Raw genomic sequence first — 24,702 nt, forward strand, 5'->3', positions numbered from 1 at the left:
GGGCGACGACTCAGGCGGCGAACTGGACGCCGGGGGGCTCGAGACCGGCGGGCTCGACTCCGGAGGAGAGCTGGACGCCGGCGGTGACGACTCCGGCGGAGAGCTCGACGCGGGCGGAGAGGACTCCGCCGGAGAGCTGGACGCCGGCGGGCTCGACACCGGCGGAGACGACTCCGGCGGCGGTGTCGTCGAGCAGGTGGCGCTCGGGCTGGGAGGCGGAGTGGGGCTGTGGGACGCGCAGTCGCTCGGCGACGCGGTCGGGTGGCCCCGGTGGTGGCGGCCGGCTGCGTCGCTGCACGCGCAGTCGCAGGGGTTCGTGCGCGCGGAACGCACCTGCACCTTGTGGGCGGTCGGGGACGCAGCGTCCGCAGGCGCGGCGAGGAGCAGCCCTCCGCCGGCGACGGAAACGGCTCCGAGGAGGAAAGTCGCACGATGGAGAGCGACGGGGACGCGACGGACTGTCGTCCGGTCCTCGCCCCGCGGCTCCGTTGCACGGGATCTGGTCATATGACCATTCGCGATCCGCACCCGACAGGTCGAGCGGAGCGACACAGGGCAGTAACCCTCCCGTGTGCACGGAATCGCCCAAAAGGCACTGTCGGAGCACCGCCGGAGCCGTGCCGGACCGGTGGCCCGGGGTCACACCCCGCCGGCACCCTCACCTGCTCGACGGATCTGCGATGATGCGATCAGTGGACCAGGCAAAGCCTGCCCTTCCGTGTTAACGCATCCGCAACCCGCAGAAGTGAGACTGTCGCCATGGGCAAGCAGCAGGAGTTCGTGCTCCGCACTCTGGAAGAGCGAGACATCCGGTTCGTCCGCCTCTGGTTCACCGACGTCCTCGGCTTCCTCAAGTCCGTGGCGGTGGCCCCGGCGGAGCTGGACCAGGCCTTCGAGGAAGGCATCGGCTTCGACGGCTCGGCGATCGAGGGCTTCGCCCGGGTCTACGAGTCCGACATGCTGGCCAAGCCCGACCCGGGCACCTTCCAGATACTGCCGTGGCGCTCCGAGGCCCCCGGCACCGCCCGCATGTTCTGCGACATCCTCATGCCGGACGGCTCCCCCTCCTTCGCCGACCCGCGCTACGTCCTCAAGCGGACCCTGGAGAAGGCGTCCAACCTCGGGTTCACCTTCTACACCCACCCCGAGATCGAGTTCTTCCTGCTCAACAACCAGCCCGCGGACGGCCGCGCCCCCGAGCCCGCCGACCACTCCGGCTACTTCGACCACACCCCGCGCGGCGTCGGCCACGACTTCCGCCGGCAGGCCATCACGATGCTGGAGTCCATGGGCATCTCGGTGGAGTTCAGCCACCACGAGGGCGCCCCGGGCCAGCAGGAGATCGACCTGCGCTACGCGGACGCGCTGTCCACGGCGGACAACATCATGACCTTCCGGCTGGTGATGAAGGAGGTCGCCCTGGAGCAGGGCGTGCACGCCTCCTTCATGCCCAAGCCCTTCTCCCAGCACCCGGGTTCGGGCATGCACACCCACCTGTCCCTCTTCGAGGGCGACCGCAACGCGTTCCACGAGGCCGGCGCGGAGTACCAACTGTCCAAGGTGGGCCGCTCGTTCATCGCGGGCCTGCTCCGCCACGCGGCGGAGACCTCGGCGATCACCAACCAGTGGGTCAACTCCTACAAGCGCATCTGGGGCGGCTCGCAGCGGGCGGCCGGCGCCGGGGGCGAGGCGCCCTCGTACATCTGCTGGGGCCACAACAACCGCTCCGCGCTGGTGCGGGTGCCCATGTACAAGCCCGGCAAGCAGGGCTCGACGCGGGTGGAGATCCGCTCCCTCGACACCGGCTGCAACCCGTACCTGGCCTACTCGGTCATCCTGGCGGCGGGCCTGAAGGGCATTCAGGAAGGCTACGAACTCCCGCCCGGCGCGGACGACGACGTCTGGGCCCTCAGCAGCCTCGAGCGCCGCGCGCTCGGCATCGAACCCCTGCCCCAGAACCTCGGTGAGGCCATCGACCTGATGGAGCGCAGCGAACTCGTCCGCGAGACGCTGGGCGAGCACGTCTTCGACTACTTCCTGCGCAACAAGCGCCAGGAGTGGGAGGAGTACCGCAGCGAGGTCACCCCCTTCGAGCTGAGGCGCCTGCTGCCCGTGCTGTAGCTCCCGGCGGCACCCCCCTGGTCACGGGAAGAGGCCCGGAGGCAGCGGACCCGATCCGCTCGCTCCGGGCCTCTTCGGGTCTCCGGGCCGTCCGCGTGCCGCCCGAGTGCGAACGGACCGCTCGGCAGACGACGCCCGCCGCGCTGTGCGCCCGGCCGTCACTGAGCGCCTTCCGGGTCGGCTGAGGGGGCCGCGAGCCGGGGTGATGCCGGGACGCCGAGAGCTGGGCGCGACTGGACTACCGCGCCCAGCGCCCCATGGTCGGCGCGGTGCCGACCAGGCACTCGATGCCGGTCGGGACCCCGAAGCCGAGGAGGGCGTAGGCGGTCAGGCGCAGGTGGCCCTCAAGGCAGACCAGATCGTCCGGCCTCTCGCCGACGAGGATGAGCGGAGGAAACCTCTCGCCCGAGAGGGCCGCCTGGGCCGCGTCGACGAACGGTTCGTTGGGTATGTCGAAGGCCCGCAGGCCCGCCTTGATGCGTGCGGCCGCGTCGGCCGGCCGTCGGCTGCCGCCCGACAGTTCGACCCAGTAGGAATAGTCGAGGTAGCGCACCCTTGCCGCCTCGGCGGCGGACAGGAGTGCCCTGGTCCAGGTGACGTCAGTAGGGAAGTTCTCGAACAGGTCGCGGTTCTCGCCGTACCCGCGCGCCGCCGCGAGCAGCGCGCGACGGGCGGAGTTCGCTGCGGCGTCGGAGAGGTCCGGCCGCGTCAGCAACTCCTCGGCCTGCCCGACTGCCGCCAGCTGGGACCGGAGGTTCTGGCCGAACCTCCGACTGGACAGTTCGCCGCTCAGGAAGCAGGCGACCATCTCGTCCTCACTGCTCGGCCCCAGTTCCCGCACAACCGGCAGGATACGGCCGAGCCGGTCGAGCGCCCGGCCCCTTCCACGCCAGGTGCGCTCCGCCTCGGGAAATCATGAGCAGGTGGAATTCGAAGGCCGCCGTCCATTCGCTCCGCGCCTCCTCCTGGCCGAGCGCGTCGGGTGGTTCGTGCTGGAGCGGCCGGTGTTCCTCCCCGCCGGTTGCCGCTTCTGGACCGAGCAGGACGCGTTGGTGGTCGAGTCGCCCACCGGCGAGCAGCGCAGGTTCGCGGGCTTCATGAACCGCTGACAGGCTGTCGGCCGACCGACGCCGTAGGTCAGACGGGCTGCGCCTCGTCCAGGAAGGCCGTGAGGAAGGGCAGGGTCCGCTCCAGGGGGCCGGAGTCGCCTGCGGCGGCGGCGAGTTCGCCGAGGTAGTCGCCGTGGTTGCCCGGGACGACCAGCAGGCGGGCGCCCGGGATCAGGGAGGCCAGGCGGGCCGCGTGGTCCACGCGGACGACGTCACGGTCCGCTGCCACCACCAGGGTTGGGGCGGTGATGCCCGCGAGCAGCTCGTCCGGCCAGTCGGTGAAGCCGGTCAGCATCAGGTCGCGGTCCAGCTGGAACATGCGCTCCGCGTGGGCCGGGTCGCCGCTGACCGCCAGGTCGGCCTCGCGGTAGGGCTGCGGGAGGTCGGCGGAGGTGGCGGCGGCCAGGCCGTCCCAGAAGCCGTCCACCATCCCGTCGCGGCGGAAGGGCGCGGAGGCCGCCACGAGGCGGCGCACCGCGCCGGGGTGCCGGATGGCGAGCTGCAGGGCCACCTGCCCGCCGTTGCTGAACCCGAGGACGTCGACCGGACCGAGACCCAACTCCGCCAGCAGCAGGGCGGCTCCGTCGGCCGAACCCTCGAAGGAGGCCGGGCCCACGCCGGTGCCGGTTCGGCCGTGGCCCTGGAGTTCGACGGCGAGCATGCGGCGCGAGTCCGCGAGGGCCGGGATGAGCCGGCCCCAGTTGGACTCGATGGTGGAGCCACCGCCGTGCAGGAGCAGGAGGGGTGGCCGGCCGGCGCCGTCCTTGCCGTGCCACTCGTAGTAGAGGGGCAGTTCGGCCGAGGAGTAGCCGTGCTCGTCGCTCAGGGCGGTCATGCGGGGAAGCCTAGTACCGCGTACGCAGCCGACCGTGCACGGCGGCGCGGCGGCGCGGCAGGGCGGCGGCGCGGCGGCGCGGCAGGGAGGCGGCGCGGCAGGGAGGCGGCGCGGCAGGGCGAGGATTCCCCGACGCGGCACGGGTCAGCGACCGCGCAGCGCGGCGACGGCCGCGGCGGTCTCCTCCGTCACGAGGTCGGCGTTGATCATGGCTCCGGCCAGGGCGCCCGCCGCCGCCGCGCCGCCGACCTGGGCGGACAGGTCGGTGATGTTGCCCGCCACCCAGACGCCCGGTACAGCCGTGCGGCCGCCCTGCTCCGAGGGGATGAACTCGCCCATCCGGGACGGGTGCTGTTCGGCCGTCAGTCCGAGGGCGGCGAGCAGGGCGCCGCGTGCCACCATGCGGGGCGCCACCGCCAGGACCTCACGCGGGACGACGGTGCCGTCGGCGAGACGCAGGCCCGCCACCCCGCCCCCGCCGGTGGTCTCGACCGCGGTGACCTTGCCGGGCACGATGCGGATGCCCCGCGCGGTGAGCTGCTCCGTCTCCGCCGCGGTGGGCTCCGGTCCGCCGTGGCCGAACAGCACGACGTCGTCGGTCCACTGACGGAACAGCAGCGCCTGGTGGACCGACATCGGCCCGGTCGCCAGCACGCCGACGGCGCGGTCGCGGACCTCCCAGCCGTGGCAGTACGGGCAGTGCACGAGGTCCCGGCCCCAGTGCTCGCGCAGTCCGGGAACGTCGGGAAGCTCGTCCACCAGGCCGGTGGTGACCAGCAGCCGCCGGGCGCGGAGCGTGGTGCCGTCGGCGAGGGTGACGGTGAAGCCGGGCGCCGCCCCGGCGACCGCGACCGCCTCTCCCGACAGCACCGTGCCGCCGTACCGGCGGACCTCCTCCCGGCCGCGGGCGAGCAGCTCGCCCGGGGGCATACCGTCGCGGGCCAGCAGGCCGTGCACGCCGTCGGCGGGCGCGTTGCGCGGCTCGCCGGCGTCGACGACGGCGACGGACCGGCGGGCGCGGGCGAGCATCAGCGCCCCGCTCAGGCCCGCGGCGCCACCGCCGACCACGAGGACGTCGTAGTCGGGCAGTTGGGGGTTCTGCGCAGGGTGGGTCGTATCGGTCATGGGGACCACCTCCACGACGACCATGCGGGGACACCCCCACACACCGGCAAACCTCGTTGCCGGTATGGCAAGCTCGAAGCATGGAAGACGACGCCCTGGACCGGACCCTGGAGGCGGTCGGCCCCCGCCTGCGCGCGCTGCGGCAGCAGCGGGAGACGACGCTGGCCGAACTGTCGGCGGCGACCGGCATCTCGGTCAGCACGCTCTCCCGGCTGGAGTCGGGCAGCCGCAAGCCCACCCTGGAGCTGCTGCTCCCGCTCGCCCGCGCCCACGGCGTCACGCTCGACGAGCTGGTGGACGCCCCGGAGACCGGCGACCCGCGGATCCACCTGCGGCCGGTGCGGCGCAACGGCATGACGATGCTGCCGCTGAGCCGCCACGCGGGCGGGATCCAGGCGTACAAGCTGGTGCTGCCGGCCGCGAGCGGCCGCCGCGAGCCGACCCCGCAGACGCACGAGGGCTACGAGTGGCTCTACGTGCTCAACGGGCGGCTCCGCCTGGTGCTCGGCGAGCACGACCTGGTGCTGTCGCCGGGGGAGGCCGCCGAGTTCGACACGCGCCTCCCGCACTGGTTCGGCGCGGCCGACACGGAACCCGTCGAGTTCCTCAGCCTCTTCGGCCGCCAGGGCGAGCGCGCTCACCTGCGCGCCCGCCCGAAGTCCCGGCAGGAGCCGCGGTGAGTCCGTCCGGCTACCCCGGTTCTCCCGCGGGTCGCGGTCCGTCCGAGCCGGCCGGGTACTCGTCGAGCGGGACCAGACCCTGCGACCAGGCCGTCAGGACCGGGGTGAGGATGCGCCAGGCCTCCTCGGCCTCGTCGCCGCGGATGGACAGGGCGGGGTTCCCGGTCAGCACGTCGAGGAGCAGCCGCCCGTAGGCGGGCAGTTCCGGCGGCTCCATCCGCGCGGACAGCGTCAGCGGGGCCAGGGTGTGCGTGTGGGAGCCGGTACCGGTCAGATGGAACGTCAGGTCCTCCGGGTCGAGGCCGAAGCGCAGCAGGTTGGGCGGCGCCTCCTCCTCGTCGCCGAACGGGAGGTGGGGGACGGCCCGGAAGCGGACGGCCACCTCCTTGCGGTCGGCGCCGAGGGCCTTGCCGCTGCGGAGCCGGAAGACCGTCCCGGCCCAGCGCCAGCTGTCGAGCTCGAGTTCCACCTCGGCGAAGGTCTCGGTGCGGCGTGCGGGGTCCACGCCGTCCTCGTCGACGTAGGAGGGGACGTCCCGGCCGCCGATCCGCCCGGCGGTGTAGCGGGCGCGGCGGGTGCGGCGCAGCACGTCCGACTCGGTCAGGGGCCGCACCGAGCGCAGCACGTCGACCTTGCGGTTGCGCAGGTCGCGCTCGTCCAGGCTGACCGGCGGCTCCATGGCCACCAGGCACAGCAACTGCAGGAGGTGGTTCTGCAGCATGTCCTTGAGCGCGCCGACGCCGTCGTAGTAGCCGGCCCTCCCCTCCAGGGCGAGGGTCTCGTCCCAGACGATGTCGATCTCGGCGATGTGGGTGCTGTTCCAGATCGGCTCCAGGACCCGGTTGGCGAGCCGGCTGCCGAGCAGGTTCTGCACGGTGGTCATGGCGAGGAAGTGGTCCACCCGGAACACCGCCTGCTCGGGGAGCAGATCGGCGAGCAGCCGGTTGAGCTCGACCGCGTCGGCCAGGCTCTCCCCGAACGGCTTCTCCAGCACGATGCGGCTGCCGGGCGGGATGCCGGCCCGGTGCAGGGAGGTGATGGCCGTGGGGAACAGGCTCGGCGGGAGCGCGAGGTAGAGGGCGACCGGCCCGTCACCGGCGATCGCGGCCGCCACGTCCGCGGGGTCGGTGACGTCGGCGCGCCGGAACTCGGCGGCGCTGGTGACGGCCTTTCTGGCGCCGTGCGGCCAGGCCGCTCCGTGGCGGTCGAGCTGCTCGGCGGCCCAACCGCGGAACCGTTCGCCGTCCCACTCCTTGCGGTCGGCGCCGATCAGCTGGAACCGGGCGTCCAGGTGGCCCGCGGTGTGCAGGGCGGCCAGCCCGGGCAGCAGGTAGCGCGCACTGAGGTCCCCGGTCGCGCCGAAGACGACGAGCCTGTCGATCATGTGGTGCCTCCGGCTGTCGCCCGGGCCAGGTTCACGCCGCTGGCGATGACGCCGATGTGGCTGAACGCCTGGGGGAAGTTGCCCATGAACTCTCCCGTCGTGGGGTCGATCTGCTCCGACAGCAGGCCCAGCGGGCTGGCGCGGCCGCAGAGGGAGTCGTACAGCTCCGCGGCCTCGTCGAGCCGGCCCTGGCCGATCAGGTTGTCGACGAGCCAGAAGCTGCACAGGACGAAGGCGCCCTCGTCGCCGGGCAGTCCGTCGGGTGACTGGTCGTGCAGGTAGCGGTAGAGCAGGCCGCCCCCCGCGGAGAGGCGGTCGGCGACGGCCGCGGTGGTGGCCACCATGCGCGGGTGGTCGCCGGGGACGACCTGGCGCATGGGCAACGCCAGCAGGCTGGCGTCCAGTTGGCCGCCGCCGTCCAGGTGCTCGCTGAGGGTCTGCGCCTGCTCGTCCCAGGACTCGTCCAGGATCAGCTGGCGCAGCTTGTCGGCGGCGGCGCGCCAGGCCGCCGTCCGCTCGGGCATCCCGCGCCGCTCGCCGATCACGGCGGCGCGGTCCAGCGCCACCTGGCACATCGCCGCCGAGTAGGTGAACACCCGGCCCTCGCTGCGTACTTCCCAGATGCCCTGGTCGGGTTGGCGCCAGGCCTGGTCCGCCGCGTCCGCCAGACCGGCGAGGCCGGCCCACAGCGCAGGCTCCAACTCCCCGCCCGCGCGCAGCCATTGGTCGGCGCAGTCCAAAACCTCGCCGTAGACGTCGTGTTGACGCTGGTCCGCCGCGCCGTTGCCCCAGCGCACCGGGGCCGAGCCTCGGTAGCCCTCCAGTTCGGTGTCCTCGACCTCGTCGGGGACCGGACGCCCGTCGAGGTCGTACATGATCCGCGGATGGCGGCTGCGCTCGAAGGCGTCGAGCACCCAACCGAGGAAGGCGTCCGCCTCGCCGCCGAAACCGATGCGGCGCATGGCGAACACCGCGTAGGCGGCGTCCCGGATCCAGGTGTAGCGGTAGTCCCAGTTGCGCACGCCGCCGATGGGCGCGGGCAGCGAGGAGGTGGGGGCGGCGACCAGCGAGCCGGCGGCCCAGTCGTCGCACAGCTTGAGGGTGATCGCGGAGCGGCGCACCAGCTGCTCCTGGGGCCCCTGGTAGCGGAAGCCCGTCATCCAGCGGCGCCACGCGGCGGCGGTCGCGTCCAGCATCGCCTCGGCGTCGAAGCGGTGGTGGCGGTGGAAGCGGCCCCAGGACAGCACCAGGTCCAGCCGGTCGCCCTGACGCAGCTCATGCCTGCTGTGCAGGGAGTCCAGGGGTCGGTTGGACCGCAGGTGCAGCCGGAGGTCCGGCCGCCTGGGCACGTGGATCTCGAGCCCGCTGAACATGGCGCTGGCCAGCGCCCCGCCTCGCGGTTCGAGGTCCACCCGCAGGTTCACGTCACCGTCCAGCACGACGGCCGAGCGGACGAGCTCGGCGCGGGCCTGCGGGGCGTCGTCCGTCAGGTCGGCACCGGAGCGCAGCACGAGCGCGTCGGTCACCCGGACCACGCCGGTCGCGCCGCGCATCTCGGTCACCAGGACCCCGGTGTCGGGCTCGTACCGTTGCCGCGCCTCCGCCACGTCCTCCGGCGCCACGGTGAAGTGGCCGCCGCGGGCGTGGTCGAGCAGGCCGCAGAACAGCGGCTCGGAGCCGAACCGGGGCAGGCACATCCATGGGATGGAGCCGTCCAGGCCCACCAGTGCCGCGGTCGTGCCGTCCCCGATGAGCCCGAGGTCCTCCAGCGGGAGGTACCCGTTCCGCCGTTGCACCCGCCGGAACGGCGGATCGAGAGTCAGCATCTGCCCTGCTCCCTGTGTGGGGCCGCCGGCCCTAGAAGACGATCAGCGGCTTGACGACGTCCTCAAGCTTTCGGTCCATGACCTCGAACGCCCGCTCGATCTCGTCGAAGCCGAACTGATGGCTCGTCATGTGGGTGGGGTCGATGCGCCGGGCCTGCAGCAGGCGCAGCAGGCGTTCCATGCGCACCCGCCCGCCGGGGCACAGCCCGGTGGCGATGGTCTTGTCGGCCATCCCCACACCCCACTCGACCCTGGGGATGCGCACGAACTCGCCCTCCCCGAAGTAGCCGGTGACCGAGATCGTGCCCCCCGGCTTGGTGACCTTCACGCAGGTCTGGAAGGTCGCGTCGGCGCCGAGCGCCTCGATGGCTGTGTCGACGCCTTCCCCGTCGGTCAGCTCCAGGATCCGCTCGACGACGTCCTGCTTGGTGAAGTCCACGATCTCGTCCGCGCCGTAGAACTGCGCCAGCTTCTGCCTGCTGGGCACCGACTCGACGCCGATGACCAGACCGGCTCCGCGCAGCCGGGCCCCGGCCGTCGCCATCAGCCCCACCGGCCCCTGGGCGAGCACCGCCACGGTCCCGCCGATCGGGATGTTGCCGTGCTCCGCGCCCATGAACCCGGTGGACAGCATGTCCGCGCAGTAGACCGCCGCGTCGTCGGAGACGTCGTCGGGGATCTTCGCCATATTGGCGTCGGCCTCGTTGACATGGAAGTACTCGGCGAAGACGCCGTCCTTGACGTTGGCGAACTTCCAGCCGCCGAGCGGGCCGCCGGACTGGGAGGGGTGGCCGTTCTGCGAGGCGGGATCGCCCCAGTCCGGCGTGATCGCCCCGACCAGGACGCGGTCGCCGGGCCGGAACTGCCGGACCTCGCTGCCCACTTCGTGGACGACGCCCACCGCCTCGTGACCGAGCGTCAGGTCCTCCCGGGGCCCGATCCCGCCGGACACCGTGTGCGTGTCCGAGGTGCAGATCAGGGCCCGGGTCGTGCGAACCACGGCATCGTTGGGGCCGGGCCTGGGCACGGGCTTGTCGATGACGCCCACGCGCCCGATCTCCCTCATCACGAACGCCTTCATGGTCGACCTTTCCTCATTACTCTGTACGGGATTTCACGAGCCGCTGGAGTCCCCCACCGACCGCCGGGTCAGCAGCTCGGCGGCGGTCCGGGCGATCTGCTCGGGCGCGGGCGACGCGTCGACCACGACGCCGTGTTCGTCCGGCCCGAGCGGCTCGAGGGCGGCGAGCTGCGAGTCGAGCAGCGACGCCGGCATGAAGTGCCTGGTGCGGTGTCCGATCCGGTCCGCCAGCACGTCACGGTCCGCGGTCAGCTGCAGGAACAGCACGCCGGGGCAGGCGGACCGGAGGACGTCCCGGTGGCTGCGTTTCAGCGCCGAGCACGCCACGACGCTGCCGACGCCGTCCCGCTCGTGCAGCCAGCGGCCGATGGCCTCCAGCCAGGGACGGCGGTCCGCGTCGTCGAGCGGCGTCCCCGCCGACATCTTGGCGATGTTGGCGGCCGGGTGGAGGTCGTCCGCGTCTCCCAGCTCGACCCCCAGCCGCCCGGCGAGCAGGCGGGCCACGGTGGACTTCCCCACGCCGGACACACCCATCACCACGACGCAGGGCGGGTGCGGGGAACCGGCAGCGGCCATCAGGGCTCCGCCCTCACGCGTCGGCCGTCTTCTGCGGACGGACCACGAGGACCGGGCAGGTGGCCTGCTGGGTGCAGTGCTGACTGACGGAGCCCAGCAGTGCGCGGGCGAAGCCGCCGTGCCCTCGGTTGCCCACGACGAGGAGTTCGGCGCCCTCGGCGGCGTCCAGCAGGGCGCCTGCGGCGTTGCCGTGGACCACGAGGGGCCGGACCCGGACCGGCGAGTCGGGGCCGACGACCTCTTCCAACGCTTGGTCGAGGACCTTGGTCGCGTTCTCCTGCCAGTCGAACATGTCGCTCGGTGGCGGGGTCCAACCGGACAGCAGCGGCGGATACTCCCAGGAGATCACCGCGTCGACCGTCGCACCGGTGAGCCGCGCCTGGCGCACGGCCCAGCGAAGCGCCGCCTTGGCGGGCTCGGACCCGTCGACTCCGACCACGATCCGCGGGACGGATCCCGTCTCCTCGCTCATCGCCCTCCACCTCACACGTCGAGCGGCGGCCCGGGGTCCGGGCCGTCCTGTCCGTCGTCGACTCCGTGCCGGATCGGCGCGGCGCTATCAGCTTCGGCCCCGGACCCGCCGCTCGCATCCGGGCACGAACCGCGTGGCGGCTCGGGGCCACCCGCCGGCGAAGCAGGCCGCGCGTGCGGCGCGGTTCGGCGTCGCCCGGCTCCGGAGCCAGGGTGGCGTCCAGGTGGGTGACACGGCCTGCCCGCCCGTCCGCCCGCGGCCACTGCCACGGCCACGGCCGAGCGGAGTGGGTCCAGCTGCATGGCCGGACCCAGTGGATACCTGACTGCTCGTCACTCACCCGCAACGGCATGCGGATTGGCGCCGGGAGGCGCGGCCCGCGCGTCAGCCCGCCACGCGGCCGAAGTGGGTCGGGTAGTAGCCCGTGGACAGCACGGAGATGCGGACGTCCTTGCCGGGCCGCGGCGCCTCGATGTAGCGGCCACCGCCCAGGTAGATGGCCACGTGGTGGATGCCGGAGGAACGGCTGCTGGTGGACCAGAACAGCAGGTCGCCCCGGCGCAGTTCGCCCGCCGTGATCGGGCGCACCGCCCGGTACTGCTCGGCGGAGACCCGGGGCAGGTGGATCCCGGCCCGGAAGAACGCCTGCTGGACCAGGCCCGAGCAGTCGTAGCCGCGCGGTCCGTTGCCGCCCCAGATGTAGGGCTTGCCCAACTGCGCCTCCGCGAAGGTGATCGCGGCTTCTACGGCCCCGATGGTCGGCGCCGGGTCGGGCATCGGCTTCGGCGTGGGGTGCCCGGTGCCGCCGCCCGTGTACCTGAGGTAGACGTCGTAGTGGCTGGTCCAGCGCCAGCGGCCGTCGAGCTTGAACCAGTAGCGGTGGCCGTCCCAGCCCTGCTTCAGCGAGCCGGTGCCGGTGCCCGAGGAGGACGGCTGCGAACTGCCGCGGGTGTACTTCAGGTAGACGTCGTAGTGGCTGGTCCACCGCCAGCGGCCGTCGAGCCGGAACCAGTAGCGGTGGCCGTCCCAGCCGGCGTGGTCGGGAGCCGCCAGTGCGCTCGCGGCCGGGGCGGCGGTGAGGGTGGCCGCACCGGCGACGCCGGTGACGGCGACGACCGCCGCGCCGGTCGCGCCGAGGCGGCCGAACCGCCGGTGGTGCGCTCCGGGCGCGGAGCGCGGCTCGGGCGCCGCGCCGGTGGCGCAGGCGGTGCAGGAGCAGCCGGCTATGTCGCCGGGGTCGACTTCGGTGAAGGAGGCGGTGGCCATACGGGGCTCCGTTCCTGAGGGCGTCACAGGGGACGCCGGTGACGTGCCGTGGCGGACGCGGCTCGGTCGACGCTCCGTCAGGTCTGCGCGCGGCCGACGGGCGTGGCACCGGCGGGCCGGGCGGCGGGCTTGCCGAGCCTGACCGGGGCCGGGAGGCGGTCGGGGATGTGCGCCGCGCTGCCCGGCGCCGCGGGTTCCACGTGCGCCTGCTCGCGCGGCGCCGCTGCGGCGGACGCGGGGACGCTGACCGGGACCGCCAGGAAGGCGGTGACCAGGTCGCGCAGCAGCTCGGCACGGACGGCCGGGTCGAGCGCCCCGCCCTGGTGGCGTTCGAGGTGGCTGACGGCCAGGGAGGCGGTCTCCAGGGCGTCGCCGACGACGATGTCCCGGGTCCCGGCCTCCAGTTCGGCGATCCGGCGGCGGCGCATGGCGGCGGCGAAGTCGGGTGCGTAGTCGAGCACCACGGCCTGGGCGGAGAAGACCGCCACGCCGACCGGGGCCATCTCGGCGGCCAGCAGCCGGGTCAGCTCGCCGCCCAGCCACTGGCCGTCCCGCAGCGAGGGCCCCGGGGTGGCGAAGGAGTCGCAGGGCAGTGTGGAGGCGACCCGGCTCAGCACCGATTCGGCGCTGACGGCCAGGTGCTGTTCGTGGTCGTCGACGGCGAACCGGGCGCGCGCGGTGTCCCGGATCTGCCACACCAGCAGCAGCTCGGCGCGGATCGGGGAGCCCTCGCGGTCCACCGCCGACAGCGGCGCGCTGCGCCAGTGCCGGATCCGGACGTCGAGCGGGCGCCGCTTGAGCAGCGGGTTGACCCAGACCAGCCCGGTGCGCCGGACGGTGCCCCGGTAGCCGCCCCAGCGGCTGAGCACCCGGGCCGTGCCGAGCGGGTTGGTCATCAGCCCGAAGAACGCGGTGACGGCGACCACTCCGCACAGGCCGAGCAGAAGTGCCGCCTCCGGCCGGTGGAGTGACGGGGCGTCAGCGTTGAGCCGTCCCGAACCCGGCAGCCAGGTGGGCAGCGCCGCGCGGTCCGCCTGCACCGCGCAGGCCCCGGCCAGCGCGGCGGCCAGCACCAGCAGCGCAAGCCAGCCGGGCAGGACCCCCCGGGCCGGGCGCTCGCGCAGGTCCGCGTCGGACCGGGGTGCTCTGCCGGCGGTGACGGGCGCGGGACCGGCGGTGGCTGCGGTGGGCTGATCGGTGTACTGATCCACGTGGCCGTTCCCCTCGTTCGTGCCAGGCTCAAGACCATGATCGCTTGACCGTAGTCCGATATCGGACAAACCGTCAATACATCTATATCTCACCCCAGATAGGACGTCCCTGCTCCCGTGCCACCCGGGAACCCCCCTGCGACAGGCCCGTGTGGGGGACTCCGGCTCCGGGCGCCGACCGGGCCAATACCCTGGACGCCATGCCCGCCCTGCGCCTCGCGTTGAACCAGATCGACACCACGTTCGGTGACCTTCCCGGCAACGCCGACCTGGTCGTCCGGTGGACCCGCCACGCCGCCGACCAGGGCGCTCAACTGGTCGCTTTCCCCGACGCCACCCTCATCGGCAGCCCGGCCGAGGCGCAGCAGCCGCGGCCCTGGCTCCTCGACGCGTCACGCTCCGCACTCGTGCAGCTGGCCGAGCGGCTGGAGTCGGAGGGCCTCGGCGGGACCCCCGTCGTCCTGGGCTGCGTCGAGGGGCGCGGCGACGGTCCGGCGAGCCGTCCGGCGCTACTCCACCAGGGGCACGTCCTCACCCGTCCGGCCACGCACGGCCCGGTCGTGGTCCGGCTGCACGGGGTGGACGTGGCGCTCGGCGTGGGCGGGGACCTCCAGCAGGACGGCAAGTGGCTCCATGCCCTGAGCGGCGCCGGACTGCTGCTGGTCACCGGCGCCTTCCCGTACGCGACCGGCGGCGGCGACGCGCGGCTGGAGCGGGTGCGCGACCGCGCCCGAGCGGCCGGCTGCGCCGTGGCCTGCGTCAACCTGACGGGCGGTCAGGACGAGCGGGTCTTCGACGGGGACTCCCTGGTCGTGGACGCGAAGGGCGAAGTGCTCGCGCGCGCCCCGCAGTTCGAGGAGGGCTGCCTGCTCGCCGACCTCGACCTGCCCCCCGCGACGTCGGGGCCGGACGGCCCGGGCGACCACCACGTCGTCATCTCCGAGGAGGCCGCCCCCGCGCCGGCCGAGCCGGTGGCCGCGGGCCGGGCCCGGCGCATGGACGAACTGGAGGAGGTCTACGCCGCCCTGGTCTGCGGCGTCCGCGCGCAGACCGCGAAGAACGGCTTCACCTCGATCCTGGTCGGCCTGGACGGCGGCATCGGGTCCGCGCTGGTCGCGGCCGTCGCCGTGGACGCGATCGGTGCGGAGGACGTCCACGGCGTCACCCTGCCGACGTCGGAGACCTCCGGACAGGCGCTGGAGAACGCCGCCGAGACGGCCCGCCGGACCGGACTGGTGCTCCGCTCGGTGCCGCTCGACCCGGTGCTGGACGCCTGCACGGACGCCCTCGACCTGACCGACCTCGCCGACCTGAACCTGCAGGCCCGCCTGTGCGGCACGGTGCTCGCCGCCCTGGCCGAGACGGAGGGCCGACTGCTGCTCGCCACGTCCGACCGGACCGGCCTGACGATCGGTCACCCCTCCGTCCACGGCCAGGCGATGGGGGCGTTCGCCCCCCTGCGGCACGTCTACCGGACGACGGCCCTGCGGCTGGCGAAGTGGCGCAACGCCGCCGCGGCGGCGAGGGGCGAAGTGCCCCCGGTCCCGGAACGGACCCTGACCGACGCCGACGACCAGCCGGGCGCGGAGCCACTGCCGCCGTACGAGGTCCTGGACGCCCTGCTCACCGCGTACGTGGACGAGGGCGCAGGGGAGTCGGAGCTGGTCGGGAGGGGCTTCCCCCCGGAGACCGTCGCCCGTGTCACCCGCCTCGCGGACGCGGCCGCGTCCACCCGCCACCGCCATCCCCCAGGCACCCGGCTCTAGTTGCAGCCCCCTCAGGGGCGCGAGGAACCGCGCGACCAGCCCACCACCCGGGGAGGTTCGACCCATGTGCGGGCCGGACCACCGCGAGTGGTGGGTTGCTCGCGCAGTTCCTCGCGCCCCTGAGGGGGGCTTGCTCAGAGTGCGAAGTGGGCCGCGATGGGCAGGTGGTCGGAGCCGGTCCGGGGCAGGGTCCAGGCGTCCGTGGGGGTGATCCCGCGACTCATGATCTGGTCGATGCGGGCCATCGGCATCGCCGCCGGCCAGCTGAAGCCGAAGCCCGCGCCTGCCGAGCCCTGCGCGGAGCGCATCTGGGAGGTGATCGGGGCCAGCGCCCGGTCGTTCATCGTGCCGTTGAGGTCGCCGAGCAGCAGCACCCGGGACGTCCTCTCCGCCGCGAGCGCCTCCCCCAGCGCCTCCGCGCTGGCATTGCGGCGGTTCGCCGTGAACCCGCCGTCGAACTTCACCCGCACGGACGGCAGATGGGCCACGAACACCGCGACGTCACCCTTGGGCGCGTGCACCACCGTCCGCAGGGCCCGGGTCCAGCCGATCCTGATGTCCACGGCCTCACTGCCCGTCAGCTTCCACCGGGACCACAGCCCCACCGTCCCCTCCACCACGTGGTACGGGTAGGCCGGGTCCAGCTTCGTCCGCACCTCGGGCAGGTTGGCGGCGGTCAGCTCCTCCAGCGAGATGACGTCCGGCCTGGCCGCGAGCAGGGTGTCCATCGTTCCGGACACGTCGGTGTTGTCCGCGCTCACGTTGTGCTGGACGGCGGTGAAGTCCCAGCCGCCGCCGCCCTTGTCGCCCAGCAGCGCGCCGAAGAGGGCGAACCAGACCGCGACCGGCAGGGCCAGCGCCGCCACCGCGACCGCGGACTTCCGCAGCAGCCCGAGCACCAGCAGCACCGGGATGCCGAGCCCGAACCAGGGCAGGAAGGTCTCCGTCAGCGAGCCCAGGTTGCCCAGGCCGTCCGGGATCTGACGGTGGAACACCAGCACGCAGGCGAGCAGCACCGCGAGCAGGGCCAGAAGCGGCCCCCGGCGCCAGGTGCCGCGTCCGCGGGAGTCGCGTCCCCGCCAGCTCTGCGCCGCGCGCTGCCGCTGCCGTTCCGCTGTCGCTTCCGCCATGCGCCGTGCTTCCGTTCCGCCGTGCTTGCTGACCCGGGGTCAGCCTATGGCGGTGGAGACGTGGCGCCCGGCAGCGCGGGTTCCCGTTTCAGTCCGATTGAGAGTTTCGCCGCACCGCGATGCCCTCCAGCACGGCGTCCACGATCTGCTCGGAGAAGCGCGCGTCGGCGGGCGGCTCGTCGCAGTGCAGCAGGGTGCGCGACAGCATCGGGCCGACGATCAGCTCGCCGACCAGTGTCGGATCGAGGTCCGGGCGGATCTCGCCGCGCTGCTGCGCGTCGGCGATGAGCTGGTGCAGGGCCGCCCGGCGCGGGCCGATGACGTCGCGGTGGAAGGCGGCGTTCAGTTCGGGCACGCTGCGCAGCTCCGCCGCCAGCACCGCCAGGTTGGTCCCGGCCGCGCGGCTCTCCTTGCGACGCCGGATGCTGTCCAGGATGAGGACCAGGACGTCCCGCAACGATCGGCCGGTGGGGTCGAGTTCGGCCTCGGCGTCCGCGTCGACCTGCTCCAGCATGTGCAGCAGCAGCGCGTCCTTGTTGGGCCAGCGCCGGTAGATGGTGGCCTTGCCGACGCCGGCCTCGCTCGCGATGGCCTCGACGCTCATCGCCCGGGGCCCGATGCCGCGGTCGATCAGCCGCAGCATCGCGTCCACGATGGCCTCCTCGACGCCCTCCGTGCGCGGTCGTCCGCGCCGGGCAGGGGCCGGTGCCGTCGTTGCGTCAGGGGTCACTGCGCTCTCCGTCACCGGCCCATCATCCCAATCCTCAGTGCTGCTGCGGAACCTGCGCGGAACCGGCCGCCGCCGGCCTGCCCGGCAGGAAGGTGACCGCGACCACCAGGCCGAGCGCGGCGACCACGGCCGCGCACAGCGAGGTGACGTGCATGGCGTGGATGAACGCGTCCTTGGCCGGGTCGATCACGGCGGCGCCGCGCGGTCCGAGCCGCCCCGCGATGCCGAGGGTGGCCTCCACCGACTCGCCGGCGGGACCGCGCAGAGCGGCGGGGATCGTGCCCAGGTGGCCGGAGATCCCGTTGCGGTAGCTGGTGGACAGCACCGCGCCGAGGATGGCGACGCCGAGGGAGCCGCCGACCTGGCGGAAGGTGTTGTTCACCGCGGAGCCCGAACCCGCCTTCTCCCGCGGCAGGCTGGACATGATGGTGACCGTGGCCGGGGGCATGATCAGCGCCATGCCCGCGCCCTGGACGAATCCGATGACCTCCAGCACCCAGATGCCGGTGGTCCGGCCCAGAGTCAGGAAGCCGAGGAAGGACAGCGCCACCAGGGCCAGGCCCAGCGCCACCGTGGCCCTCACCCCTATCCGGTCCACGACCAGCCGGGCCCGCGGCGAGACCAGCAGCTGCGCCACCGCCAGCGGGAGCAGCAGCAGGCCGGCCTGCAGCGCCGAGTAGCCGCGCACGCTCTGCAGGTAGAAGACGCCGAAGAAGGTGACGCCCATCAGCGCGAAGAAGGCGAGCGCGATCGCGGTGACCGACGCGGAGAAGTGCCTGTTGCGGAACCAGGTCACGTCCAGCACCGGGTGGTCGCTGCTGCGCTGGTAGACGACGAAGACGCCGAGCACGAGCAGGCCGGCCACGATCGGGCCCCAGGACTGGGCGACGGTGAAGTCGGCCTCCTGGCCGCCCTTGATGATGCCGTAGATCAGCGACACCAGGCCGAGGATGGACAGCACCACGCCGACCGGGTCGAGCTTGCCGGGGTTGGGGTTCCGCGAGTCCGGGACGATCAGCACCATGCCGACCAGGGCGACGGCCACGATCGGCACGTTGACCAGGAAGACCGAGCCCCACCAGAAGTGCTCGAGCAGCAGGCCGCCCGCGATCGGGCCGATGGCGATGGCCAGGCCGACCGCACCGGACCAGATGCCGATGGCCTTCGGCTGCTCCTCGCGCTCGAAGACGTTCATGATGATCGCGAGCGTGGCCGGCAGCACGAACGCGCCGCCGAGGCCCATCGCGGCCCGGAAGCCGATCAGCTCGCCGGGGCTGGACGCGAACGCGCACAGCAGCGAGCTGGCGCCGAACACGACCATGCCGCCCAGCAGGGTCTTCTTCCGGCCGAGCCGGTCGCCCAGCAGGCCGGCCGTGAACAGCAGGCCGGCGAAGACCAGCGTGTAGGAGTTGACGGCCCATTCGAGCTGGCTCTGCGTGGCGCCGAGCCCGACCGGAGCGGGCGTGGCGATCGTCTTCATCGCCACGTTGAGGATCGAGTTGTCGAGGACGACCACCAGCAGGCTGAAGATCAGCACCGTGAGGATCGCCCAGCGGCGCTGGTGCACCGCCTCGGGCACCCGTCGCCCGGTGCCGGCGGCAGGGATGGTTGAGGTCATGGGCAGCACTCTACCCGAATTTCGATACGAGACCGTCTCGTATCGAATAGTCCTTTGGACCTAGGTCCCCTTCCGCCGGGGCGTGGGGACGTGCCAGCATGGGTGTCGATCCGGGGACGCCGTGAGGCGCCACGAGACGACATACACAGGAGAGCTGTCATGCAGAACGGTTCGCTTCCGGCTGCCCAGAAATCCCTCTACGGCGGCGTGACCTCCCGCCGCGTCACCGTCCGCGACCTCGCCGCGGCCAAGCAGCGCGGAGAGCGGTGGGCGATGCTCACCGCCTACGACGCGATGACCGCGAGCGTCTTCGACGAGGCCGGGATCCCCGTCCTGCTCGTCGGCGACTCGGCCGGCAACTGCCACCTCGGCTACGAGAACACCGTCCCCGTGACGATGGATCAGATGGTCATGATGGCGGGCGCAGTGGTGCGCGGCACCCAGCGCGCACTGGTCGTCGCCGACCTCCCCTTCGGCTCCTACCAGGAGTCGCCGCAGCAGGCCCTGCACAACGCCGTCCGGCTGATGAAGGACGCCGGCGTGCAGGCCGTCAAGCTTGAGGGCGGCGAGCGCTCCGCCGCCGCGATCGAGCTGCTGGTGCAGGCCGGCGTCCCGGTCATGGCGCACCTCGGGCTCACCCCGCAGTCCGTGCACGCCCTCGGCGGCTACCCCGTCCAGGGCCGCGGCGACGAGGCGGCCCACCAGCTGCTGCGCGACGCCAAGACGGTCCAGGCCGCCGGCGCCTTCTCCGTGGTGCTGGAGGCCGTCCCGGCCGAGCTGGCCGCGCAGGTCACCGAGCAGCTGCACATCCCCACCGTCGGCATCGGCGCGGGCGCCGGCTGCGACGCCCAGGTCCTGGTCTGGACGGACATGGCGGGGATGACCTCCGGCCGGGTGCCCAAGTTCGTCAAGAAGTACGCCGAACTGCGCGCCGCCCTCGGCGACGCCGCCCGCGCCTTCCAGGACGACGTCCGCGACGCCGCCTTCCCGGCGGAGGAGCACAGCTTCCACTGAACCCTGACACCACGTCAGCCGCTGCCCCCACACCCCTCGGTGCGGGGGCAGCGGTGCTGACGGGGGCGTGCCGGTCGCCTGACGGATGCGTGACGGCGGCACCCGCTGTCAGCACTCGCGAACGCCACCCGCGCCCTGATCAACGGCGGCACGGTGTGCACCCCGCCCTCGAAGTCCTCGCCTGGTCCGCGGGCCTCACCGCGCTCTCCGCCCCGATGGCCAGCGCATCCGGCCATTGTTCCCGTTCCGGCCCCGGGTTCGCCGCTTGTCCGGCACCGGCCGGGACAGGCATGATCGGGGAACTGTCCGCGACACGAGAGTTGCCGCCTTCCGATGACCGCCGCCGTCAACGCCCACGCCCACTCCGACCGCAAGGTGAGCGTGATCTTCTGGGTCCTCCTCGCGGTCATGGCCACCTCGGGCTGGAGCCTGTGGGCCGGCAAGGGCAACGCCAATATGGGCGTGCTGCTCTTCGTCATCTCCGGCTGGCTGGTCTCCCTGTGCCTGCACGAGTTCGCGCACGCCCGTACCGCCATGTTCGGCGGGGACATCACCGTGGGTGCGAAGGGCTACCTGACGCTCAACCCGCTCAAGTACACCCACCCGCTGTACAGCATCATCCTGCCGGTGGTCTTCATCTTCCTCGGCGGCATCGCGCTGCCCGGCGGCGCGGTCTTCATCGAGCGCGGGCGGATCGGGGCGCGCTGGAAGCACAGCCTGGTATCGGCGTCCGGCCCGATGGTCAACGCGGTCTTCGCGCTGGGCCTGCTGATCGCCCTGGCGCTGGCCCCGACGGACATGACGCGGGGCGAGTTCAACTTCTGGGGCGCGGTCGGCTACCTGGCGATGCTCGAGGTGATGGCCACCCTGCTGAACCTGGTGCCGATGCCCGGCCTGGACGGCTACGGCATCGTCGAGCCCTACCTGGCCCCGGCCACGCGCAGGTCACTGGCGAACATCGCGCCCTACGGGATGATGATCGTCTTCCTGCTGCTGTTCAACTCGACCGTGAACAGCTGGTTCTACAACCTCATCGCCCGCATCATGGAGCCGTTCGGATACGCGCCCTACCTGGCGTACCACGGCTACGACCTGTTCCACTTCTTCCACTTCAGCCTCGGCGGCTTCGGCACGGGCTGAGAGCGGCGGAACGTCGGGCCCGCGCTACTGGGCGCGCTTGTAGCTGATCCACCCCACGTTGCTCGCGATGCCGGCCAGCAGCACGAAGGCGAGGCCGAGCCAGAAGCCCGCCGCCACCGCGACCACCGCGGCGACCAGGGCGAGGACCGCCAGGGCGAAGGCCAGGACGGCGAAGCGGGGCATGAGGACTCCAGAGGGACGTGCGGGTCGGGCAGGTCCATTGTGTCCTGTCCGACCCGGCGCACCCGCACAGGGGTCGGTCAGACGTCGGTGATCCGCAGTCCCGCGTGTGCCTTGTAGCGGCGGTTCACCGAGATCAGGTTGGCCACCAGCGACTCCACCTGATGGGCGTTGCGCAGCCGCCCGGCGAAGACGCCGCGCATGCCGGACATGCGGTTGGTCAGCGCCTGGACCGCGTCCGTGGCGGCCCGCTCGTCCCCCAGTACGAACACGTCGATGTCGATCTCGTCCACCTCCGGGTCCTGCAGCAGCACCGCGGACAGGTGGTGGAACGCGGCCGTGACCCGGGACTCCGGCAGCAGCGCCGCCGCCTGCTGGGCCGCGCTGCCCTCCTCCGGCTTGAGCGCGTAGGCGCCCTGCTTGTCGAATCCGAGCGGGTTCACGCAGTCCACGACGATCTTCCCGGCCAGCTCAGCGCGCAGCGCGGTCAGCAGTTCCGCGTGCCCCTCCCACGGGACCGCGACGATCACCAGGTCGCTCTGCGCCGCCGTGGCCGCGTTGTCCGCGCCGCGCACGCCGAGGCCGATCTCCGCGGCGGCCTGCTCCGCGCGCTCCGCGCTGCGGGAGCCGATCACCACCCGCTGCCCCGCTCTCGCCAGCCGGTACGCCAGCCCCCGGCCCTGCGGACCGGTCCCGCCCAGCACTCCGACGACGAGTTCGCTGACGTCAGGGAGGTCGTAGGGGGAGCGGGACGGCGAAGCGGAAGTAGTCATGCCGTCAATCCTCCCACCGCGGGCGGACGGTAGGGCAGCATGGCCAGGGTGGATGCGTCTCAGGTCACACTGCTGCGGGAGTTGCTCGCCGACACGCCCTGGGTGGAACGGGCCGACGGCCTCGCGGGCGCGCTGCGCCGCTCCGTCACCCGCTCCGGCGCCGCTGGTCCCGGCGGGCTGCTGCTGGTCGGCACCGAGCACGAGGACCCCTGGCATCTCGCCGCGCACCTGGACGACGAGTCCCGCTGGGCCGACCTGCCCGAGCTGGCCCCGGTGCTGGTGCGGCACCGGGTGCCGGAGGGCGCGCCGCCCCATCTCGCGGTCCCGCTCAGCCGGTTGGAGCGGACCCGGCGCGGCGAGACGGTCTTCGTCGTCGCCGACGCGCCCGCAGGCGAGGGCCTGCTGCAGCGGGTGCACGACGCCCGCCGCACGGGCGCGACCGTGCTCGCCCTGGACGGCGGCGCGGCGGGGCTGGCCGAGGTGGCGCACGAGTGCCTGACGCTGGATCAGTCGGCTCCTGCGGGACAACCTCCTTCTCCCACCTTCGAACTGACGCAGCATCTGGTCAGCGCGGCGGCGGGCGCGGCCCCGCGCCGGGGCCTGCGCGCCGTGCTGGCCCGGATCGGCCGACAGCTCGCCCAACCGCCCGCGCTGCGCTGGTAATCGGTCCTGACCTGCGGATTCACCGTAAATCGAGTTGACAGCCGACGGCCTGCAGGGGTGGGCTGGGCGACTGTGAAACTCGGCATGGACCTCTCCCCCTGGCGCTCCTCACGCGACTTCCGCCTGCTCTGGAGCGCGGGCGCGGTGACGATCTTCGGCAGCTACCTGACCCTGGTGTCGCTCCCGCTCCAGCTCAAGCAGCTGACCGGCTCGGCCGTCGCGGTCGGCGCCATCGGCGCGGTGGAACTGGTCCCGCTGATCCTCTGCGGCCTGTGGGGCGGCGCGCTGGCGGACGCCATCGACCGCCGCTCGCTGGTGCTGTGGACCGAGGCCGCGCAGGCGCTGTGCACGGCGGCGCTGCTGGTCGACTCGCTGCTGCCGCACCCCCTCGTATGGCCCCTCTACGTCGTCGCCGCGCTCAGCTCGGCGGCGGGCGCCCTGCAGCGGCCCAGCCTGGAGGCGCTGACCCCGCAACTCGTCCCGCACCAGCAGCTGACGGCCGCAGGCGCGCTCAACTCCCTGCGGTGGAACGCCGGTGCGATCGTCTCGCCGATGCTGGCCGGCGTGATCGCGACCACGGCGGGCGTGACCGTCGCCTACACCGTGGACGCCGCCACCTTCGCCGTCTCCCTGGCCCTGCTCGCCGCGATGCGGCCGGTTCCGCCGTCCCCGCAGTCCGATCGCCCCTCGCTCGCCTCCATCGGCGCGGGCCTGCGCTACGCGGTCGGCCGCAGGGACCTGCTGGGCACGTACGCGGTGGACATCGCGGCCATGCTCTTCGCGATGCCGATGGCGGTCTTCCCGTTCCTCGCCGACCGGCTGCACGCGGACTGGGCCCTGGGCTTCATGTACTCGGCCTTCGCCGTGGGCGCCCTGGCGGTGACGCTGACCAGCGGCTGGGCCGCCCGGGTCCACCGCCACGGCCGGGCGGTGGCTCTGGCCGCGGCGGGCTGGGGCGCGGCCATCGCCGGGGCCGGACTCCTCGGCAACGTCTGGCTGGTGCTGCTGTGCCTGGTGGCCGCGGGCGCGGCCGACATGATCAGCGGCCTGTTCCGGATGACGATGTGGAACGCCACCATCCCCGACGAGCTGCGGGGGCGGCTGGCGGGAGTGGAGCTGCTCAGCTACTCCGTGGGCCCGCAGCTGGCCCAGGTGCGGGCCGGGTGGACCACCTCCCTGCTGGGCGTCCGCGCGAGCCTCTGGACCGGCGGCCTGGCCTGCGTCGTCGCGGTGCTGGCCCTGGCGGCGTCACTGCCGTCCCTCATGCGCTACGACGACCGCACGGATCCCCACGCTCGCGCCAAGGCGGCAGCGAAGGCGGCTGACGTCGAGGCTGACTCCTGGACGCCCTCCGCGGTTTGACGCCTCGTCAGCCCGCCCCTTCAGGGGCGCGAGGCGGTTGACACGTGCGGCTCCGCCGCGTGTGCGCGAGCAACCCACCACCCACGGAGGTGCGTCCCGCACACGGGGCCGGACCTCCCCGAGTGGTGGGCCGGTCGCGCAGTTCCTCGCGCCCCTGACGGGGCGTCACCGCTCATCCCTGTGCAGGAGCCAGACGACCGCGAGGGCCAGGGCCACCGCGAAGACCGCCGCCGCGGCGACCGCGCGGCCCCAGGCCGGGGCTGGGGTCACCGGCACGAGCGCAGCGACCAGGACCGTCGCCGCCGCTCCCGTCACCGTGGCCATCGCGGGGCCGCTGCGCAGCAGCCTCCGGGCCGGGGGGCCGCCCGCCAGGGCCTCCGTGGACAGCAGCCACGAAGTGAAGAGCAGGACGTCCAGCCCCATCTGCCACCACGCCCGCGGGCGGCCGCCCACCACGTACAGCAGCAGCACCAGCGCGCCGAACGCCGTGGCCCGGTGGCGTCGCAGCAGCGCGGGCCAGCGGAAGTCACGGGTGACCGGGCGGGCCACCACCGGGGCGGCGGCGAACCAGCCCGCCAGCGCCCCCGCCGACGCGAGACCGACGTGCAGCGACGCCGGCGCGGCCGACGGGTTCGCCGCC

Annotated in this window: 24 protein-coding genes; 8 read left to right on the forward strand and 16 right to left on the reverse strand. The window is 73.2% G+C overall.

Features of this window, described 5'->3' with window-relative positions; translation table 11 throughout:
- Positions 1-10: 10 nt before the first annotated feature.
- Complete coding sequence (locus ACFP3V_RS03020) at positions 11-298, reverse strand: hypothetical protein (RefSeq protein WP_380579370.1); 288 nt, start codon at positions 296-298, stop codon at positions 11-13.
- A gap of 461 nt (positions 299-759) precedes the next feature.
- On the opposite strand from ACFP3V_RS03020, the gene glnA reads away from it, so the two are divergent.
- Positions 760-2,121 carry a type I glutamate--ammonia ligase gene (glnA, locus tag ACFP3V_RS03025; protein ID WP_380579372.1) on the forward strand — a complete coding sequence of 454 codons (1,362 nt, stop codon included), beginning with the start codon at positions 760-762 and terminating at the stop codon, positions 2,119-2,121.
- Between the two features lie 238 nt (positions 2,122-2,359).
- Here the strand turns inward: glnA and ACFP3V_RS03030 are convergent, their stop codons facing one another.
- Complete coding sequence (locus ACFP3V_RS03030; RefSeq protein ID WP_380579374.1) at positions 2,360-2,962, reverse strand: hypothetical protein; 603 nt, start codon at positions 2,960-2,962, stop codon at positions 2,360-2,362.
- Between the two features lie 82 nt (positions 2,963-3,044).
- Between ACFP3V_RS03030 and ACFP3V_RS03035 the strand changes: the two genes are divergently transcribed.
- A complete protein-coding gene (locus ACFP3V_RS03035) occupies positions 3,045-3,230 on the forward strand; it encodes a hypothetical protein (RefSeq protein ID WP_380579376.1) in 186 nt (61 codons plus the stop codon).
- Positions 3,231-3,258: 28 nt separating this feature from the next.
- Here the strand turns inward: ACFP3V_RS03035 and ACFP3V_RS03040 are convergent, their stop codons facing one another.
- Positions 3,259-4,065, reverse strand: coding sequence for an alpha/beta fold hydrolase (locus ACFP3V_RS03040; protein ID WP_380579378.1), 807 nt, complete (start codon positions 4,063-4,065; stop codon positions 3,259-3,261).
- Between the two features lie 144 nt (positions 4,066-4,209).
- The gene (locus tag ACFP3V_RS03045; protein ID WP_380579380.1) at positions 4,210-5,190 is read right to left on the reverse strand and encodes an NAD(P)/FAD-dependent oxidoreductase; all 981 of its coding nucleotides are present in this window, start codon (positions 5,188-5,190) and stop codon (positions 4,210-4,212) included.
- Positions 5,191-5,270: 80 nt separating this feature from the next.
- Here ACFP3V_RS03045 and ACFP3V_RS03050 point away from each other — a divergent pair, with 80 nt between their 5' ends.
- Complete coding sequence (locus ACFP3V_RS03050) at positions 5,271-5,870, forward strand: helix-turn-helix domain-containing protein (RefSeq protein WP_380579382.1); 600 nt, start codon at positions 5,271-5,273, stop codon at positions 5,868-5,870.
- Positions 5,871-5,880: 10 nt separating this feature from the next.
- On the opposite strand, the gene ACFP3V_RS03055 is transcribed toward ACFP3V_RS03050, so the two are convergent.
- The 7 genes from ACFP3V_RS03055 to ACFP3V_RS03085 form a co-directional block, all read right to left on the reverse strand.
- Positions 5,881-7,254 carry a glucose-6-phosphate dehydrogenase gene (locus tag ACFP3V_RS03055; RefSeq protein ID WP_380579384.1) on the reverse strand — a complete coding sequence of 458 codons (1,374 nt, stop codon included), beginning with the start codon at positions 7,252-7,254 and terminating at the stop codon, positions 5,881-5,883.
- Entirely contained in the window at positions 7,251-9,080 is a 1,830-nt protein-coding gene (locus tag ACFP3V_RS03060; protein ID WP_380579386.1) for a glycoside hydrolase family 15 protein, read from the reverse strand. The genes ACFP3V_RS03055 and ACFP3V_RS03060 overlap by 4 nt, the downstream gene beginning before the upstream one ends.
- Positions 9,081-9,111: 31 nt before the next feature.
- Positions 9,112-10,161, reverse strand: a complete 1,050-nt coding sequence (locus tag ACFP3V_RS03065; protein ID WP_380579388.1) for an NAD(P)-dependent alcohol dehydrogenase — start codon at positions 10,159-10,161, stop codon at positions 9,112-9,114.
- 33 nt (positions 10,162-10,194) lie between these two features.
- The gene (locus tag ACFP3V_RS03070) at positions 10,195-10,737 is read right to left on the reverse strand and encodes a gluconokinase (protein WP_380579390.1); all 543 of its coding nucleotides are present in this window, start codon (positions 10,735-10,737) and stop codon (positions 10,195-10,197) included.
- A 13-nt stretch (positions 10,738-10,750) separates the two neighbouring features.
- Positions 10,751-11,209, reverse strand: coding sequence for a universal stress protein (locus ACFP3V_RS03075; RefSeq protein ID WP_380579392.1), 459 nt, complete (start codon positions 11,207-11,209; stop codon positions 10,751-10,753).
- A 384-nt stretch (positions 11,210-11,593) separates the two neighbouring features.
- Positions 11,594-12,475, reverse strand: a complete 882-nt coding sequence (locus tag ACFP3V_RS03080; protein ID WP_380579394.1) for a C40 family peptidase — start codon at positions 12,473-12,475, stop codon at positions 11,594-11,596.
- Between the two features lie 77 nt (positions 12,476-12,552).
- Complete coding sequence (locus tag ACFP3V_RS03085) at positions 12,553-13,686, reverse strand: SPFH domain-containing protein (protein WP_380579396.1); 1,134 nt, start codon at positions 13,684-13,686, stop codon at positions 12,553-12,555.
- 200 nt (positions 13,687-13,886) lie between these two features.
- Between ACFP3V_RS03085 and nadE the strand changes: the two genes are divergently transcribed.
- On the forward strand, positions 13,887-15,452 hold the full coding sequence (gene nadE, locus ACFP3V_RS03090; RefSeq protein ID WP_380579398.1) for an NAD(+) synthase: 1,566 nt from the start codon (positions 13,887-13,889) through the stop codon (positions 15,450-15,452).
- Positions 15,453-15,586: 134 nt separating this feature from the next.
- On the opposite strand, the gene ACFP3V_RS03095 is transcribed toward nadE, so the two are convergent.
- The 3 genes from ACFP3V_RS03095 to ACFP3V_RS03105 form a co-directional block, all read right to left on the reverse strand.
- Positions 15,587-16,582 carry an endonuclease/exonuclease/phosphatase family protein gene (locus ACFP3V_RS03095; protein ID WP_380579400.1) on the reverse strand — a complete coding sequence of 332 codons (996 nt, stop codon included), beginning with the start codon at positions 16,580-16,582 and terminating at the stop codon, positions 15,587-15,589.
- A gap of 88 nt (positions 16,583-16,670) precedes the next feature.
- Positions 16,671-17,312, reverse strand: a complete 642-nt coding sequence (locus ACFP3V_RS03100) for a TetR/AcrR family transcriptional regulator (protein ID WP_380579402.1) — start codon at positions 17,310-17,312, stop codon at positions 16,671-16,673.
- A gap of 34 nt (positions 17,313-17,346) precedes the next feature.
- Entirely contained in the window at positions 17,347-18,930 is a 1,584-nt protein-coding gene (locus ACFP3V_RS03105) for an MFS transporter (RefSeq protein WP_380579404.1), read from the reverse strand.
- A gap of 159 nt (positions 18,931-19,089) precedes the next feature.
- Here ACFP3V_RS03105 and panB point away from each other — a divergent pair, with 159 nt between their 5' ends.
- Positions 19,090-19,944, forward strand: coding sequence for a 3-methyl-2-oxobutanoate hydroxymethyltransferase (gene panB / locus ACFP3V_RS03110; protein ID WP_380579406.1), 855 nt, complete (start codon positions 19,090-19,092; stop codon positions 19,942-19,944).
- A 333-nt stretch (positions 19,945-20,277) separates the two neighbouring features.
- The gene (locus tag ACFP3V_RS03115) at positions 20,278-21,084 is read left to right on the forward strand and encodes a site-2 protease family protein (protein WP_380579408.1); all 807 of its coding nucleotides are present in this window, start codon (positions 20,278-20,280) and stop codon (positions 21,082-21,084) included.
- Positions 21,085-21,108: 24 nt separating this feature from the next.
- On the opposite strand, the gene ACFP3V_RS03120 is transcribed toward ACFP3V_RS03115, so the two are convergent.
- Together ACFP3V_RS03120 and npdG are read right to left on the reverse strand one after the other, a co-directional pair.
- A complete protein-coding gene (locus tag ACFP3V_RS03120; protein ID WP_380579410.1) occupies positions 21,109-21,267 on the reverse strand; it encodes a hypothetical protein in 159 nt (52 codons plus the stop codon).
- A 77-nt stretch (positions 21,268-21,344) separates the two neighbouring features.
- Complete coding sequence (npdG, locus tag ACFP3V_RS03125; protein ID WP_380579412.1) at positions 21,345-22,037, reverse strand: NADPH-dependent F420 reductase; 693 nt, start codon at positions 22,035-22,037, stop codon at positions 21,345-21,347.
- Between the two features lie 48 nt (positions 22,038-22,085).
- Here npdG and ACFP3V_RS03130 point away from each other — a divergent pair, with 48 nt between their 5' ends.
- Both ACFP3V_RS03130 and ACFP3V_RS03135 read left to right on the forward strand, forming a co-directional pair.
- On the forward strand, positions 22,086-22,700 hold the full coding sequence (locus ACFP3V_RS03130; protein ID WP_380579413.1) for a hypothetical protein: 615 nt from the start codon (positions 22,086-22,088) through the stop codon (positions 22,698-22,700).
- 84 nt (positions 22,701-22,784) lie between these two features.
- On the forward strand, positions 22,785-24,062 hold the full coding sequence (locus ACFP3V_RS03135) for an MFS transporter (protein WP_380579415.1): 1,278 nt from the start codon (positions 22,785-22,787) through the stop codon (positions 24,060-24,062).
- The last annotated feature ends 640 nt before the right edge of the window (positions 24,063-24,702 follow it).

It is taken from the genome of Streptacidiphilus monticola, from assembly GCF_042658505.1.
Taxonomy (GTDB): domain Bacteria; phylum Actinomycetota; class Actinomycetes; order Streptomycetales; family Streptomycetaceae; genus Streptacidiphilus; species Streptacidiphilus monticola.